General features: G+C 69.8%; 16 protein-coding genes. 7 read left to right on the forward strand and 9 right to left on the reverse strand.

Annotation, left to right across the window (positions count from 1 at the left end; all coding sequences use genetic code 11):
• Window positions 1-281: 281 nt before the first annotated feature.
• On the forward strand, window positions 282-1,817 hold the full coding sequence (locus G3M57_RS25065; protein ID WP_163233452.1) for a calcium-binding protein: 1,536 nt from the start codon (window positions 282-284) through the stop codon (window positions 1,815-1,817).
• Window positions 1,818-2,193: 376 nt separating this feature from the next.
• Here G3M57_RS25065 and pseC read toward each other — a convergent pair whose 3' ends face one another.
• Both pseC and pseB read right to left on the reverse strand, forming a co-directional pair.
• Complete coding sequence (gene pseC / locus G3M57_RS25070) at window positions 2,194-3,378, reverse strand: UDP-4-amino-4,6-dideoxy-N-acetyl-beta-L-altrosamine transaminase (protein ID WP_163233453.1); 1,185 nt, start codon at window positions 3,376-3,378, stop codon at window positions 2,194-2,196.
• Window positions 3,378-4,412: a UDP-N-acetylglucosamine 4,6-dehydratase (inverting) gene (gene pseB, locus G3M57_RS25075; protein WP_056756218.1), complete on the reverse strand. Its 1,035-nt coding sequence runs from the start codon at window positions 4,410-4,412 to the stop codon at window positions 3,378-3,380. Before pseB ends, pseC begins: the two co-directional genes overlap by 1 nt.
• Before the next feature lie 116 nt (window positions 4,413-4,528).
• Here pseB and G3M57_RS25080 point away from each other — a divergent pair, with 116 nt between their 5' ends.
• Window positions 4,529-4,936, forward strand: coding sequence for a hypothetical protein (locus G3M57_RS25080; protein WP_056756221.1), 408 nt, complete (start codon window positions 4,529-4,531; stop codon window positions 4,934-4,936).
• A 5-nt stretch (window positions 4,937-4,941) separates the two neighbouring features.
• Here the strand turns inward: G3M57_RS25080 and tadA are convergent, their stop codons facing one another.
• The 3 genes from tadA to G3M57_RS25095 are packed head-to-tail and all read right to left on the reverse strand — an operon-like array spanning window position 4,942 to window position 6,363.
• Window positions 4,942-5,415 carry a tRNA adenosine(34) deaminase TadA gene (gene tadA, locus G3M57_RS25085; RefSeq protein ID WP_280115579.1) on the reverse strand — a complete coding sequence of 158 codons (474 nt, stop codon included), beginning with the start codon at window positions 5,413-5,415 and terminating at the stop codon, window positions 4,942-4,944.
• Window positions 5,412-5,828: a type II toxin-antitoxin system VapC family toxin gene (locus G3M57_RS25090; RefSeq protein ID WP_163233455.1), complete on the reverse strand. Its 417-nt coding sequence runs from the start codon at window positions 5,826-5,828 to the stop codon at window positions 5,412-5,414. The genes tadA and G3M57_RS25090 overlap by 4 nt, the downstream gene beginning before the upstream one ends.
• Window positions 5,829-5,832: 4 nt before the next feature.
• The gene (locus G3M57_RS25095; RefSeq protein WP_163233456.1) at window positions 5,833-6,363 is read right to left on the reverse strand and encodes a DUF7662 domain-containing protein; all 531 of its coding nucleotides are present in this window, start codon (window positions 6,361-6,363) and stop codon (window positions 5,833-5,835) included.
• 129 nt (window positions 6,364-6,492) lie between these two features.
• Between G3M57_RS25095 and G3M57_RS25100 the strand changes: the two genes are divergently transcribed.
• Window positions 6,493-8,010 (forward strand): pseudouridine synthase, encoded by a 1,518-nt coding sequence (locus G3M57_RS25100; protein WP_163233457.1) that lies wholly within the window; start codon window positions 6,493-6,495, stop codon window positions 8,008-8,010.
• Between the two features lie 58 nt (window positions 8,011-8,068).
• On the opposite strand, the gene G3M57_RS25105 is transcribed toward G3M57_RS25100, so the two are convergent.
• Window positions 8,069-8,731, reverse strand: a complete 663-nt coding sequence (locus G3M57_RS25105) for a CDP-alcohol phosphatidyltransferase family protein (RefSeq protein ID WP_163233458.1) — start codon at window positions 8,729-8,731, stop codon at window positions 8,069-8,071.
• A gap of 72 nt (window positions 8,732-8,803) precedes the next feature.
• Here G3M57_RS25105 and G3M57_RS25110 point away from each other — a divergent pair, with 72 nt between their 5' ends.
• Window positions 8,804-9,778: a phosphatidate cytidylyltransferase gene (locus G3M57_RS25110; protein WP_163233459.1), complete on the forward strand. Its 975-nt coding sequence runs from the start codon at window positions 8,804-8,806 to the stop codon at window positions 9,776-9,778.
• A gap of 2 nt (window positions 9,779-9,780) precedes the next feature.
• Window positions 9,781-10,419, forward strand: coding sequence for a lysophospholipid acyltransferase family protein (locus G3M57_RS25115; protein ID WP_056756237.1), 639 nt, complete (start codon window positions 9,781-9,783; stop codon window positions 10,417-10,419).
• Between the two features lie 4 nt (window positions 10,420-10,423).
• Here G3M57_RS25115 and G3M57_RS25120 read toward each other — a convergent pair whose 3' ends face one another.
• On the reverse strand, window positions 10,424-11,362 hold the full coding sequence (locus tag G3M57_RS25120) for a CPBP family intramembrane glutamic endopeptidase (protein WP_163233460.1): 939 nt from the start codon (window positions 11,360-11,362) through the stop codon (window positions 10,424-10,426).
• 142 nt (window positions 11,363-11,504) lie between these two features.
• Between G3M57_RS25120 and G3M57_RS25125 the strand changes: the two genes are divergently transcribed.
• Both G3M57_RS25125 and rsmD read left to right on the forward strand, forming a co-directional pair.
• Complete coding sequence (locus G3M57_RS25125; RefSeq protein ID WP_163233461.1) at window positions 11,505-12,143, forward strand: TMEM175 family protein; 639 nt, start codon at window positions 11,505-11,507, stop codon at window positions 12,141-12,143.
• Between the two features lie 4 nt (window positions 12,144-12,147).
• On the forward strand, window positions 12,148-12,711 hold the full coding sequence (rsmD, locus tag G3M57_RS25130; RefSeq protein WP_163233462.1) for a 16S rRNA (guanine(966)-N(2))-methyltransferase RsmD: 564 nt from the start codon (window positions 12,148-12,150) through the stop codon (window positions 12,709-12,711).
• Between the two features lie 14 nt (window positions 12,712-12,725).
• On the opposite strand, the gene G3M57_RS25135 is transcribed toward rsmD, so the two are convergent.
• Window positions 12,726-13,001, reverse strand: coding sequence for a YjhX family toxin (locus G3M57_RS25135; RefSeq protein WP_056756248.1), 276 nt, complete (start codon window positions 12,999-13,001; stop codon window positions 12,726-12,728).
• A 263-nt stretch (window positions 13,002-13,264) separates the two neighbouring features.
• Window positions 13,265-15,262, reverse strand: coding sequence for an AsmA family protein (locus G3M57_RS25140; RefSeq protein WP_056756250.1), 1,998 nt, complete (start codon window positions 15,260-15,262; stop codon window positions 13,265-13,267).
• Between the last annotated feature and the right edge of the window lie 259 nt (window positions 15,263-15,521).

Genomic DNA, 15,521 nt, shown 5'->3' on the forward strand with positions numbered 1-15,521 from the left:
GTTGCAAAGCTTTGCAGCAGGAGACTCTCGCCGCCATCGAGGCGGCTTTCCGAAGCTGCCCAAGCGATCTGTTTGTCGTGAAGGCGCCATAACGCTCGGATCCCGGTGTCCGCGCGGCATCAGAATGTTGCAATCGAGATACACGGCCCGGCAGTCAGAGGTTGTTTAAAATCAATGGATTGGGGCCGGCCGGCCCTCATTCAGGCCGCACCGCCGCCCCAATTGGCCGAGCATTGGGGCTCTGGAGGGCGGGGGCGCCGTCAAGCAAGAATGGAAGCCGAATGACCACACTCACGGTCGGCCAAGGCCAGCAATACTCGACGATCAGCGCTGCGGTGAATGCGTCCCATGATGGGGACGTCATCCAGGTGCAGGCAGGGACGTACACGAACGATTTCGCGACCATCAACACCAAGATCACCCTGCAAGGCGTAGGCGGGATGGTCCACATGGTGGCGACGGGCGACATCCCCAACGACAAGGGCATCCTGATCGTCAACACCGACGCCACGATCGACCACTTCGAGTTCTCGGGAGCCCAGGGGGCGAGCGGCAACGACGCCGGCATCCGCTATCAGGGCGGCGCGCTGACCCTGACCAACGACTATTTCCACAACAATCAGAACGGCCTGATGGGCGGCGGCGTCGTAGGCGGCACCATCACCATCATCAACAGCGAGTTCGCCAACAACGGGGCCGGCGACGGCTACACCCACAACCTCTATGTCGGCGACATCGCGAAGCTGACCATCAGCGACAGCTACTTCCATGACGCGGTGGTCGGCCACGAGATCAAGAGCCGCGCCGCCGAGACCGTCATCACCAACACGCGGATCATCGATGACTACTCCACCTCGAGCTACAGCGTCGATCTGCCGAACGGCGGCAAGGTGACGCTGAGCGGCAACTTCATCCAGCAGGGCCCGAATGGCGACAATCCCAACATCGTCGCCTACGGCGCCGAAGGTGTGACGCATACGGTCAACTCGCTGACCATGACCGGCAACACCGTGCTCAACGACATGGGCAGGGGAACGCTGGTGTTCGACGCCAGCGGCACCTCGGCCACGCTGGACGGGACGAAAGTGTGGGGGCTCAGCGACAGCCAGCTGGCGTCCAGCTCGGCGGTGAAGGTCACCAACACCACGCACCTGTCCACCGAACCGACGCTCGACATCTCGCATCCCTGGGCGACCAGCACCCCGACGCCAACGCCGATCCCCGAGCCGACTCCGACGCCGACGCCGACGCCCACGCCCACGCCCACGCCGACCCCGACCCCGACCCCCACGCCGACCCCCACGCCGACGCCGAGCCCGACGGGCATCAACTGGTCGGGCGGTGGCCGCGGTGACGTGAAGTCCGGCGGCCTGGGCAATGACAGCCTCTCGGGCAACGGGGGCGCCGACAAGCTCTCGGGTCTGGCGGGCGATGACACCCTGTCGGGCGGCTCGGGCAATGACACCCTGCTGGGCGGTTCCGGCAACGACAGCCTGTTGGGCGGTTCGGGCAATGACTTCCTGCTCGGCGGGACCGGCAACGACCGGCTGGCCGGCGGCGGCGGCAACGACGTCTACAAGTTCGAAGCCGGCGGCGGCCACGACACCGTCATGGGCTTCGCCGCGCACAACTACTCCGGCGCGGAACGCGACCACTTCGACGTTTCGGGCCTTGGCGTCCATTCGTGGGACTACGCCTCCGCGATCCACATGACCGACACGTCGGCCGGCGTGGTGATCTCGGTGGGCGACATGGACATGCTTGTCTCCGGCATGCATGCGTCCAGCTTCAGTGCGGCCGACTTCCTCTTCGCTTGATCCAACACGCCCGCCGCGCCGGGAGCCTGCTACGGAGCGGGACGCCAGGCGCGGCGGGCGCACGAACGGCCCTTCGGGTCGGAAGCGGACACCTGCTTCCGACCCACGCCTTCGGCGGATCTTCGCATTGACGACGGATCTCCCGCCATTGACCGCCGACGGGGCCGCCCGGCGTGCCGGCCTACGCCCCAGGGCAGCGTGTCCGTCTGCTCGGTCGTAGCAGATTTGGATTTATCCCCCTGGCCACAGCCGCCCGCTCATGGAGCGTCTGAAAGGCGCTGGAGGCTGACGTTGAGGCCCTAGAGCAAAGGTTGGCGGCGGCGCAGCGCAGGTTTCACCCAAGATGTCGGGTGTGATCGCGATGCGCGCGCGCCGCCTATCCCAGCGCGCCCGCCAGCGCCTCGACCACCCGATCCACGTCCCCGTCGGCCATGCCCGGATACAGCGGCAGCGTCAGGCAGCGGGCGTACCAGGCGTCGGCGCCGGGCAGGTCCATGGGGCCGTAGCGGGCGTGGTAGTAGGGCTGGTGGTGCACCGGGATGTAGTGGACCTGGGCGCCGATCCCCTTCGCCTTCAGCGCCTCGACCACCGACCGGCGGGTGGTCCCGGCGGCCTCGAAGTCGATCAGCACGGTCAGCAGGTGCAGGGCCGGGTCGGACCAGGCGGGGCTTTCCGCCAGGCGCACCACCGGGGCCAGGGCGGCCAGCTTGTCGACATAGAGCGCCGTCAGCGCCTTCCGCCGCCCCACGAAGCGGTCCAGCTTGGCCAGCTGCGAGATCCCCAGAGCGCACAGCACGTCGGGAATGCGGTAGTTGAAGCCCAGCTCGGGCATCTCGTAGACCCAGGGCTCGGCCCCGGCCGGGCGGACCATGCCGTGGCCGCGCAGGCTGCGCGCGCGAGCCGCCAGGGCGGAGTCATTGGTGGTCAGCATGCCGCCCTCGCCGGTGGCCAGGGTCTTGACCGGATGGAACGAGAAGCTGGCGAAGCTGGAAAAGGCCCCGTCGCCGACCGGGTGGGCGACCCCGTCGAAGGCGCCGGTCGAACCCAGGGCGTGGGGCGCGTCCTCGACCAGCACCGCGCCAATGCCTTCAGCCAGGGCCTTCAGGCCCGGCAAATCGCAAACGTCGCCGCGCAGGTGCACCGGCAGCACGGCCCGCACCCGCCGGCCTTCGGCCCTCTTCAGGGCCTCGGCCAGGGTGTCCGGGGTCATCAGGCCGCTGTGGGGATCGACGTCGGCGAACACCACCTCGGCGCCGACATAGCGGGCGCAGTTGGCGGTGGCCAGGAAGGTGACCGACGGGGCGATGCAGACGTCGCCCTCGCCGACCTCCAGGGCCAGCATGGCCAGGTGCAGGGTGGCGGTGCCGTTGGCGGCGGCGACGGCGTGCCCGGCCCCGACCTTCTCCTTGAACGCCTGCTCGAAGGCCTCGACGGTGGGGCCGGTGGTCAGAAAGTCGGCGCGCAGGGCCGCCGTCACCGCCGCCACGTCGTCGTCCTCGATGGTCTGACGGCCGTACGGCAGGAAGGGCGGCGCCCTCCCTCCAACGGACGAACCCGACATCAGGCCTTCTCGGCGAGCATGGCGTTCAGGCCGTCCTCGCTGAGCCAGTCATCGTTGCTGTCGCTGCTGTAGCTGAAGCCCTCGGCCACGTCCTTGGCCGTCGCCTCGCCGCGGAACGGCGTGCGGGGATATTCGACGAAGGTCGGCTCGATCACGTAGCGGTCGGCGAGCTCGACGGTCGCGCGGGCGTCGTCGGCGCTGATCATCATCTCGTGCAGCTTCTCGCCCGGCCGGATGCCGACGATCTTCAGACCGGCGGTCGGCGACATCGCCTTGACCAGGTCGGGCATGGTCATGGACGGGATCTTGGGCACGAAGATCTCGCCGCCGCGCATGATCTCCAGCGACGACAGCACGAACTCCACCCCCTGGTTCAGGGTGATCCAGAACCGGGTCATCCGGGCGTCGGTGACCGGCAGCTCGGTCGCGCCCTGGGCCAGCAGGCGCTTGTAGAGCGGCACGACGCTGCCGCGCGAGCCCACCACGTTGCCGTAGCGGACCACCGCGAAGCGGGTGCCGATGTCGCCCGACAGGTTGTTGGCCGCCACGAAGGTCTTGTCGGAGGCCAGCTTGGTGGCGCCATAGAGGTTGATCGGGTTGCAGGCCTTGTCGGTCGACAGGGCCACCACCTGCTTGACGTGGTTGTTGAGGCTGGCCCAGACCACGTTCTCGGCCCCCAGCACGTTGGTGTGGATGCACTCCGACGGGTTGTATTCGGCGGCCGGCACCTGCTTGAGGGCGGCGGCGTGGATGACGATGTCGACGCCGCGCAGGGCCAGGGTCAGCCGCTCGCGGTCACGCACGTCGCCCAGGAAGAACCGCATCTTGCCGTAGGTCGCCTCGTCGAACTGCTCGCGCAGCTCCAGCTGCATGTCGCTCTGCTTCAATTCGTCGCGGGAATAGACGATCACCTTCCTCGGGTCCGAACGTCGCAGGACGGTCTCGATGAATCGGCGGCCGAACGAGCCGGTGCCGCCGGTCACCAGGATGACCTTGCCGTCCAGATCGAGGGTGTTCGGTGAAAAGCGCCCCAATTTCAGCCTCCTGAGCCTCCGCCGCCGTCAGGGCGCGCGAGGCGAGTCATGGTTAACGTCCCTTTGTGCCCGCCAGACGTAAAGAGGACGTCAATCCCGTCGTGCCACAAGGGCCCATGCGCCGCGCCCTCGCCCTGCCCTTTCTGTCGCTGCTGGCCGCCGCCAGCCTGGCCGCCCCGCCCGCCTTCGCCGGCCACGGCAAGGAGGAGAAGACGGCGCCCGCCACCTATTTCGCCCTGCAGCCCCTGACCGCCACCACGATCCGCCGCGACGGCCGCCGAGGGGTCATGACCCTGGAGACCGGGGTTCAGGCCCTGGATCCGGCCCTGATGGAGCGCGCCCAGCAGTCAGAACCCCGCCTGCGCGCCGCCTTCGCCCAGGTGCTGATGACCTACACCGCCGGCATGCCGCGCGGCGCGGCCCCGGACCTCAACTATCTGGGCTCGCGGATGCAGGACGCCGCCGACAAGGTGCTGGGCCGCAAGGGATCCAAGGTGCTGCTGGGCTCCGCGATGGTGAACTGACGGGCCTACTTCTTCCGTCGCTCGCGGAAAAACCCGCGCAGCAGGTCCGCGCTCTCCTCCGCCATCACCCCGCCCGTCACCTCCGGCCGCCAGTGACAGGTGGGCTGGGCGAAGAACTTCGGGCCGTGGACCACCGCGCCGCCCTTGGGGTCCTCGGCCCCGAACACCACCCGGCCGATCCGCGCGTGGCTGATCGCCCCGGCGCACATGGCGCAGGGCTCCAGCGTCACCACCAGGGTCAGGTCGGTCAGGCGGTAGTTCTCCAGCCTGGCGGCCGCGATGCGCATGGCCGCGATCTCGGCGTGGGCCGTCGGGTCGTGCGCGCCGATCGGCCTGTTGCCGGCCCGGGCCAGGACCTCGCCGGTCGCCGGGTCGAGGATCACCGCCCCCACCGGCGTCTCGCCGGCCGCCGCCGCCGCGCGGGCCTCGTCCAGCGCCAGGGTCATGGCGGCTTCATCGGTGAGCAAGGGCGCGGCTATGGTCGGGACTCCGGAGGGACGAGGCGGACGTGGCGGGCCAGGCCGCCCTCGGTCGCACTTCTAGCAAGCTTCGCGTCGGCCGTGACCAGGGCCAGATCGCGCTTCAACGCCAAGGCAAGATAGAAGGCGTCGTAGGCGGAGAAGGCGTGGCGTTCCGCCAAGGCATAGGCCGACCCCGCCAGCGTGTCCAACGGCGCGACCTCGTCGATCAATCGCGGCAGTCGCCGGACGGCGTCGTGGGCGATCGTCCTCGAAATCTGGTTGCGCCGCACGAGCTTGATGGCGACCGAGGCGAATTCCGCGAAGATCAGGTCCGGCGCGATCCGCCGCGCGGACGGCCTCACGAACGCGTCCACCCCGGCCGAACGCGGCCCCGGAAGGAGCCAGTCGGCGGCCGCCGAAGCGTCCAGCACGATTTCACCGTTCATCACTGTCCCGATCTTCGCGGATCAGATCGACCACATCGACGGTGAGCGGCGGCGACGCCTTCTGGAACCAGTCGACCATCGCCGCGAGCCGATCGTTGGCCAATTGGTCCAGCAGGGCGACACAGGCGCTGGCCCGATCCCCGCCGTACTCCGCGACGTGCTCGTCGATCATCCGCAGAGCGCGCGTATGGAGCGCCGAGGGCGGCAGGACGATGGCTTCGGCATCCGTGTGCTGGAAGGTCGCCCCCTCCTCGGCGACCCCGGACCGGTCGGCCTTGACGAAGCTGACCCGCTGGGCGCCGAGGTCGAGCGACGCGGTCCTCCAGCCGGCGTCCAGCCAGGCGACCGCCTGCGAGTGCCCGGCCCGGGTGTTCGACCACCAGGGCTGGGCCTCATAGGCCGAGCGCGGCAGGGAAAAGCCGAGGACGCGCTCGATTTCCTGGAAGGAAAGCCGCACCTCGCCGTGCTGGAACATGCCTTCCAGGTGCCGTTTCAGCGGCTCGTACTTCGTCGGCTTCATAGTATGCCCTCCGGCCATACGAAGTATATACTATCTCTAACGCTCGGCAATCTTGATCCCCGGCGGAATCGGCGCCATCACGAGCCTCGCCCATCGTGAGATGCGCCCAGCCCTTGAAGGACCGACGCCGTGACCGAGAAATACCAGCCCCACCTGCATGACAACGCCATCCTGGGTCAAGCCGACCACGAGGGCGCGGACGGCGAGGGCGAGCGCGTCGCCAAGATGCTGGCCCGCTCGGGCGTGGCCTCGCGACGGGAGGTCGAGCGGCTGATCGAGGCGGGCAAGGTGGCGCTGAACGGCACGGTGCTGACCACGCCCGCCGTCAAGATCCGCCCCGGCGACATCCTGACCGTCGACGGCAAGATGATCGACGAGCCCGAGCCCACCCGGATCTTTCGCTACCACAAGCCCACCGGCCTGCTGACCTCGCACAACGACCCCAAGAACCGCCCGACGGTGTTCCAGGCCCTGCCGCGTGACCTGCCGCGGGTGATCTCGGTGGGCCGGCTTGACCTCAACTCCGAGGGCCTGCTGCTGCTGACCAACGACGGCGAGCTGTCGCGGGCGCTGGAGATGCCGCAGAACGCCTGGGTGCGCCGCTACCGGGCCCGCGCCTTCGGCGACACCACCCAGGCCAAGCTGGACCGCCTGAAGGACGGGATCACGGTCGAGGGCGTGCGCTACGGCCCGATCGAGGCGCGGCTGGACAAGGCCCAGGACAAGGCTGGCGGCGGCAAGAACATCTGGATCACCCTGACCCTCAGCGAAGGCAAGAACCGCGAGGTCCGCAAGGTGCTGGAGGCGATCGGCCTGAAGGTCAATCGCCTGATCCGCCTGTCCTACGGGCCCTTCGCCCTGGGAACCCTGCTGCCGGGCCAGGTCGAGGAGGTCGGCCCGCGGGTGATCCGCGAGCTGCTGGAGGGCATCATCCCGCCCGAGAACATGCCGACCGGCGACAAGCCGCGGTTCGTCGGCGTGGCCGACCCGCTGAAGGCCCCCGGCCAGGCGGGCGGCGGCGACATGCAGCGCCGGGGCGTGCCCCGGGCCGGCAAGATGACCCAGGTCGCAATCCTGACGCCCGAGGAGACGGTCGAGGAGGAGCGGTTCGTCCGCAAGCCGGGCTGGGCCAAGCCGAAGAAGAAGCCGGCCATCGCGGGCCGCGCGCCCGTTCGCCCGGCCAAGAAGTCGATCGAAAGCAAGATGATCGGCCCCAAGCCGCTCTCGCCGCGCGAAGCCGCCGAAAAGCGCCTGCGCGACAAGGCCCTGGCCGACAAGAACGCGGCCGACAAGCGCCTGGCACAGGGCAAGGCCGCGCGTCCGTCGAAAGCGAGCGCCCCGGCGAACGGCCAAGCGAGCGCCAAGCCCAAGGCCGGCGCGCTGCGGGCCAATGGCTACAAGCCGCTGACCGAGGGCCCGGCCAAGACGGGCGGCAAGCCCGGCGGGGCGCGTCCTGGCGGCAAGCCGAGCACCGTCAAGGCGGCGGGTGCGGGCAAGCCCGGAGAACCGGGCAAGGTATGGTCCAAGCCCGGCATGGCGAAGTCAGCCGGTGCGCGCCCCGATGGGCCTAAGGGCGCGCCACGCGCCGCTGGCAAACCGGGCGGTCCGCATCCAGGCGGTTCGGGCGCGCCGCGCGGCAAACGCTAGCGAACGGCTGGGGACAGGCACATGTGCCTGTCCCCGTCGGCGGGCTCCGGATCGCGGGTCAGCTCCGCAACCCCCTCGCCAGGTTCCGCGTCCGCCGGATCACCGTGACCAGGCTTCCGGCCGCGATCACCACCAGGCCGCACAGCAGCACCACGCCGCGGCCGCGCCACTGCGGTTCGAACATCGAGACCAGGCAGAACGCCGTCAGCGTCGCCATCCGTTGCTGCTTGGCCATCGGTCCGGAAAAGTCGGCGGGCTGTCCCAGGCCCCGGCCCAGCTCGCGGACATAGGCGGTCAGCACCGCCAGGACCGCCGCAATCCAGCCGACGGCGGCGGCGCCATGGATCCCGGCCGACTGGACGCCATAGCCGGCCCCGGCCAGCAGCAGGACGTCGGCCACCCGGTCAGGCAGCTCGTTCCAGATCGGCCCCGCCGACCCGCCCCGGCCATGCTCGACCGCCACCAGGCCGTCCAGCAGGTTGCACAGCAGCCGCGCCTGGATGCACGCGGCGGCCAGCAGGAACGCCGCCGCGCGTAGGAGCCAGCCATCCAGCGCCCCGGCGGCCATGATCAGCGCCGCGCCCAGGGCCGCGAACGCGACCCCCGTGGCCGAGACGAGGTCCGGGTCGACCTTGGCCTCGGCCATGCGCCGGGCCATGCCGCGCGCGAAGGCGGCGTCACGAACCTTCAGCGGTCGGCGGTTGTCCAGGTCCTGGGTCATGGCGTCTCCTCCAAGGCGAGAACTAGGCTATAGCTAAACCCGTTCGCCGCCAGGGGCGTTGGCAGGAGCCGCATGAACATCGTCGCCGCCGTTCGAGCCTTCTTCGCCGCCCAGCCGCCGACCCTGCTGATCGGCCTGGCCGGCGTGGTGGCCCTGCTGAGCGTGGCCGGGGCGATCGCCACCGTGCTCACCGCGCTGAAGCCGGACAGGGATTATCGCGAGTTGCGCCAGCGCATCGCCAGTTGGTGGGTGATGGTCGCCCTGCTGGCCGGGGCCCTGCTGCTGGGCTGGCAGGTCACGGTGCTGGCCTTCGCGCTGGTGTCGTTCATGGCCCTGCGCGAGTTCCTGTCCCTGGCCCCGATCCGCAAGGAGGACCGACCGGCCATCCTGGCCGCCTACCTGGCCCTGGTCGCCGCCTACGGTTTCATCGCCGCCGACAAGTACATGTTCTACCTGGTGTTCATTCCAGTCTGGGCGTTTTTGGGCCTGCCGTTCCTGATGGCCATGCTGGGTCAGACGCGGGGCTTCCTGACCACCGCCGCCACCTTCCACTGGGGTCTGGTCACCTGTGTCTACAATCTCGGCTTCGCCGCCTTCCTGATGCGGACGCCCGACAGCGACCGCCTGCCGGCCGGAGCGGCGGGGCTGGTGTTCTTCCTCCTGCTGGTCACGGAATTCAACGACGTGGCCCAGTACGTGTTCGGCAAGCTGCTGGGCCGCCACAAGATCGCGCCCACGGTCAGTCCCAACAAGACGTGGGAGGGTTTCCTGGGCGGCTGGCTGGCCACGGGGCTCCTGATCTGGTTCGCCGGACCGCTGTTCACGCCGCTGGCCGGCCATGGTCTGCTGGTGGTGGCCGTCGCCTTGCCGCTGGCCGGTTTCGCCGGCGACGTGACGATGAGCGCGGTCAAGCGCGACATCGGGGTCAAGGACACCTCGCACGCCATCCCCGGCCACGGCGGGGTGCTGGACCGCGCCGACAGCCTGACCTTCACCGCCCCGCTCTATTTCCACCTGCTGGCGCTGTTCGCGCTCGGCAAGTTCTGACCATGGGCTGGCTGCGCTTCCTGCTTCTGGTGCTGGTGGCCCGGCCCCTGGCGCTGTTCCTGACCGGGGCCGACGTGACCGGCCGCGAGCGCCTGCCGCTGAAGGGCCCGGCCATTGTCGCGGCCAACCATTCCAGCCATGTCGACACCCTGCTGCTGCTCGCCATCTTTCCCTCTCGCGCCGTGGCCCGGGTGCGGCCCGTGGCGGCGGCCGACTATTTCCTTCGCGACCCGGTGATCGGCTGGTTCTCGCGCCATGTGATCGGCATCGTGCCGGTGGCCCGGCTGAAAGCGGGCTCGGGCGAGGACGTCCTGGCGCCCGCCCGCGCGGCCCTGGCGGCCGGCGACATCGTGGTGGTGTTTCCCGAAGGCACCCGCGGCGACGGCGACCAGCTGGGCCAGCTGAAGGGCGGGGTGGCGCGCCTGGCCGAGGCCTTCCCCGAGGCGCCGGTGACGCCGGTCTGGATCCAAGGCGCCGGCCGCGTCCTGCCCAAGGGCGAAGCCATCCCCGCGCCGCTGAACTGCGCGGTCCTGGTCGGCGAGCCGCTGGACTGGGAAGGCGACCGTCCCGCCTTCATGGCCCGGCTGCGGGCGGCCCTGCTGGCCTTGAAGGACCAGGCGCCGCCCCTGCGGTGGTCCTAAGAGTTCAGGTGATCGCCAGCCGCGTCCAGCGCCGCAGCGGGGCCCAGCGGGCCACGATCTCGGCCAGGGCGACATAGCCGGCCAGCATCAGCGGCGCGACGACCAGGGTCTCCGGCGGGAAGCCGTGCGGCGGGTCGGGCTTCAGCGACATGGGCTGGATGAACAACAGGATCAGGATGTTGTTGGCCGCGTGGGCCCCGACGGCGAACTCGACGCCGCCCAGCCGCAGGGTCATCCAGGCCAGCCCCACCCCCATGGCCAGCCGCACCAGGAAGGCGTCGAGATTGGGATCGAAGTGGATCGCCGAGAACAGCAGGCCGCTCAGCACCAGCACCACGCGCGGATCAGGGAACCAGGCGCCGACGATCTTGATCAGCCAGCCGCGAAAGACCAGCTCCTCGGCGGCCGCGGCGATGACCAGCAGGGACACGGTCAGGGCGACATAGGCCAGGCGTCCGCCGAGGTCCGGGCTGACGGCCAGCAACGGCGCGCCATGCGCCTTGGGGTCCAGCGCCGCCGAGGCCAGCAGCAGCGGCCCGATCGTCAGGGCGAACAGGCCCAGGCCCAGCAGCAGCAGCCGCCAGCGGAAGCGCGGGGCGGCGGTGAAGTAGGAGGCCAGCCGGCGGTCGTGCAGCATGGCGGCGACGCCGACGAAGGCCAGGGCCATGCCGCCGTTGACGAAGGCCAGCAGGCTGATCACGAAGGCGATCTGGGTCAGGCCGGCCGGCGTCTGGCCGCCGCCGATCACCACCATCAGCCGCTCGGCGGACCCGACCCCGCCGCCGCCGATCGCGAAGGCCACGAACACCGCGGCGCCGCAGATCACCGCGGCCAGAAGGGCGGCGACCACGCCGACGACCAGGGTCAGCAGCAGCGGAACCACGCGCCGGTCGGCCGGCGTCAAGTCGTCCAGAAACGGCGACTGTCGAAGCTCTGCTAGCACCACTGTTTTCGATCCCGAGCCCGCTTCATCGCTAGGCGTTCGCCGCGCGCGACGCAAGCGGCGCGACACGCGACTTGCCGCGACAGCCGACGCGCGGCACACATCGGGACGCAAACAGGCGGGACAGGAAGCGGGGCGCCTCATGACCGACATCACCGACAAGGAGGCGCAGCACCTGCATCGCCTGATCCTGTTCTCGGACGCGGTGTTCGCGATCGCCATCACCCTGCTGGCCATCGAGATCCATCCGCCCGAGCACTGGCATGGCGTGGCCGACCTGTTCGGCCAGATGCAGCATAAGCTGATGGCCTACGCCGTCAGCTTCGCGGTCGTCGGCATCTACTGGATCAGCCATCGCCGGACCTATTCACGCCTGCGCAAGGCCAACGGCGTTCTGGACATCCTGAACCTCGTGATGCTGGGCCTGTTGGCCCTGCTGCCGCTGGCCACCGAGCTGCTTTGGGAAAGCGGTTCGGCGGCGGCGGCTCTGGTCTATGTGGGCCTGGTGACCGCCATCGGCCTGGCCCACGCCGTGGCCTGGGGGTACGCCGCCCTCCTCGGCGGCCTCGCGGAGCCGATGCCGACGGTCGAGAAGATCTACGTGCTGCTGCGCGTGGCCTTGCTGCCCGGACTGATGTGCGGCCTGACCTTCCTCAGCATCATCACCCGCACGCCGTGGGGCTGGCTGGGCATCGCCCTGGTCCTCGGCGCGCTGTCCCTCGTCAACCGCCTGCTGGTCGGGAGCGGCAAGCTCTCGGCCGCCCAGATCGCCGAGGACTGACCCCTTGCGCATCGTCTCGGGCCGGTATCGCGGCAAGGCCATCGTCACGCCGCCGGGCGCCACCACCCGTCCCACCTCCGACCGGGCCCGGCAGGCGGTGTTCAACATCCTTGAGCACGCCGCCTGGGCCCCCGCGCTGCACGGGGCCCGCGTCATCGACCTGTTCGCCGGCTCCGGGGCCCTGGGCCTGGAGGCGATGTCGCGCGGGGCCGCCTTCTGCCTGTTCGTCGAGACCGACGACGCCGCCCGCGGGGCCATCCGCGAGAACATGGAGGCCTTCGGCCTGTTCGGCCAGGCTCGCGTGCACCGGCGCGACGCCACCGACCCAGGCCCGCGCCCCGGCAGCGTCGGCGCGCCGTTCGACATCGCCTTCCTCGACCCGCCCTACGCCAAGGGCCTGGGCGAGAAGGCCCTGGCGCAGCTGGTCGCCGGCGACTGGCTGGCCCCCGGCGCCATCGTGATGTTCGAGCGCGGCCGCGACGAGCCCGATCCCGCCCCGGCCGGTTTCGAACAGCTCGACGCGCGCGACTATGGCGCCGCGCGCGTCTTCTTCTTCCGGCTGGCCTGACCCCGGACGTCCGGCTACCAGCCTCGCGCGGTCACCCGGTTGTCGACCTGCGAACGCAGGTTCACCGCGCCTTCCCGCGTGATGCGGTAGGGGCCGCCGCCGGAGCTGGCGATGAAGCGCCGTCGCTTGAGGGCCTTGAAGACCGCCAGGGTGCAGTCGCTCAGGCGCCAGCCCTCGCCGGTGATGCAATCGGCGCCGACGATGCGGCCGCGGTCGTCGCGCAGGAGTTCGATGCGGGCGCCCTGCGCCAGCGCGTGCAGCGTGCGTTGCTGCGGTTTGGAGATGTTCAAGGAAGAGGTCCGAAGATCGAGGCGTGGGAACGCGCGTCAGAGCCTCCTTCGGAGGCTCGCCCTCAAAGATTTGGACGTGACGAAGTCACGTCCGGGCGGGACACGCGGACGGAGCAGGGCCTGATCAGCTGTCGAACGGGAGGTTCGGAGCCTTAGGCCCGGACCTCGAACACAATCAGAGACATGAACCACACGGGGCTTCGGATGGGGGCCATCTTAGCGCATTCCCGAATTCCGTCATCCCCTCGGGGCGTCCCTCTTCCCTACTTCTTCTTGACCTTGGCCGGCGTGGTCTGGGCCACCTTGACCGGGGCGCCGTCGCGGCGAGCTTCGGCGACCAGGCTGGCGCAGTCGGCGTCCTTGGCCTCGCCGCCGGTGACGAACGGCAGGATGGCGGCCAAGGGCGAGACCAGGCTGCCCAGGGCCGCGGCCAGCCCGCCCTGGGCCACCGCGCCGCCGGCCTCCAACCCGACCTTCGGGGTCATGAACGGACCCTTGATGGTGATCGGGATGAACAGCCTCACCAGGCGCGGCTTCTTGCTGTCGCCCTCGATCTTGAGGTCCAGGCGTTCGGTCTGGAGATCGATGGTCCCCTTGCCCTTTGCCAGGACCACGCCGGTGTCGGCGACGATCTGGTTGGACGTCATGACCCCGTCCTTGACGCTGAAGTCGGCCACGGCGCAGCGGACGCTGGTCTCGCGATTGTCCTTGCTCAGCAGCAGGATCAGGCCCTTGGAGGCGTTGACGCCCAGCAGCTCGGCGAACGCCTGGCGGATCTCGCCCCGCGGCGACACGACCGTCACCTGGCCGTTGGCCGACGAGGCGGCGCGGTGCACCGAATTGCCGTAGCCGGTCAGCTTGGCCCGCGCCATCACCCCGCCCTCGATCGCTGGCTTGCCGCCGCTCTGGATCGGGATGAAGTCCTCCAGCTTGGCGTTGGTCAGGCGCATGTCGAGGTCGGTGCGCGGCACCTTCGGATTGGCGTCCAGCCGCACCTTCCCGGCCAGATCGCCGCGCGAGAAGGTGAAGGCCAGCGGGTCCATGGTCAGCACGCCCTTCTCCAGCGTCAGGTCCAGCCGGACCTTCTGGAGCGGCAGGTTGGGCGCGTTGACCGCCAGGGCGCGGTACTTGACCTTGGCGTCCATGGCCTTGACCCGATCGACCTGCAGGGTGGCGTCGGGCAGCAGGCGGCGAGTGGCGTCGCGTTGGGCGGCCTCGACCTTCTGGCCGGCCGAAGCGGTCTCGCCGCGGCCCGTGGCCGGCGCCGCGCCGACCAGGCTGCCCAGGTCGTCGAAGTCCAGACGCCGCGATTTCAGGTCGGCCTCCAGATACGGCCGCTCGCGCCCCATCAGCACGAACAGGTCGCCCGAGACGTCGCTGTCGCCGACCCGGCCGCTCAACCTGTTGAAGTCGAAGCGCTCGCCCTTGCGGGTCAGGTGGCCGCTGATCCGGTAGGGCGGGGTGTTGGGCAGGGCCAGGCCGGTCAGGGCGTAGAGGCGGTTCAGGTCGGCGCCCGAGACGGTCAGCTGGGTTTCGAACAGGCCCAGGTTGAACGGCTTGGTGATGTCGCCCTTGGCCGTGACATGGGTCGAGCCAGCGTCGACCCGCGCATCGAACGGATAGGGCCGGTTGGGCGAGATGTTCAGCAGCGGGCCGCCGGTGACCAGGGCGGTGAACGGCGAGCGGTTCAGCTGGCCCCTGCCCTCCAGCACGAACTTGCCGCGTCCGTCGCTGCTGGCGTGCTCGTTGGAGCTGACCGTGCCCAGGAAGAAGATGTCGCGCTGCTGGTCCGCGTAGCGCAGCTGGCCGTCATTGATGATGAAGTGCTGGATGGCCGGCAGCTTCAGCGGCTTCCGGGGGGCGTTGGGATCGCCGAACGTCCAGTTGGCCCGGCCCGAAGCCTCGCGCAGCAGGCGCACGTCGGGACGGTCGACCGCCAGCAGCGGCAGGATCACGTCGCCCTTCAGCAGGGGCAGCAGCTTGATCTGCACCGCGATGCGGTCGACCTTGGCCATCGGCGCGCCGGCGGGGGAGCCCTTGGGATCGGCCTTGGCCGCCCAGTCCGGCTGGGCGATGCGGACGCCCAGGGCCTCGGCCTTGGGCGAGAACGACCAGGGGTGGACGCGCAGGTCGCCGGTGATCACCACCTCGCGGTTCAGCCGGGCCGAGGCGAAGCGTCCCAGTGGGCCGCGAAACCAGTTCCAGTCGAAGATCACCAGGAAGGCGACGATCGCCGCTGTCAGCAGGATCGCCCCGATCATCCCCCACCGGGCGCGCGGCGGCAGGCCGCGCAGGCGGGCGGCCAGGCTGGGCGGCGGATTGGGCGCGAGCGTCGTCAGGGTGGAACCTCCTACCCGTTCACAACGCGCGGAAAGGGTCCTTCTGTTCCGAGACCGCCCAACCTCCGACGGATCTAATAGACCAGCCTCACGACGCCGATGCCCGTCGCGGCCAGCAGAAAGACGACGATCGCCACGATCTCGTGGGTCTTGAAGAGCGGTTTGCCCCGTGTGCGCATGA

The organism is Caulobacter rhizosphaerae, assembly GCF_010977555.1.
Lineage (GTDB): Bacteria > Pseudomonadota > Alphaproteobacteria > Caulobacterales > Caulobacteraceae > Caulobacter > Caulobacter rhizosphaerae.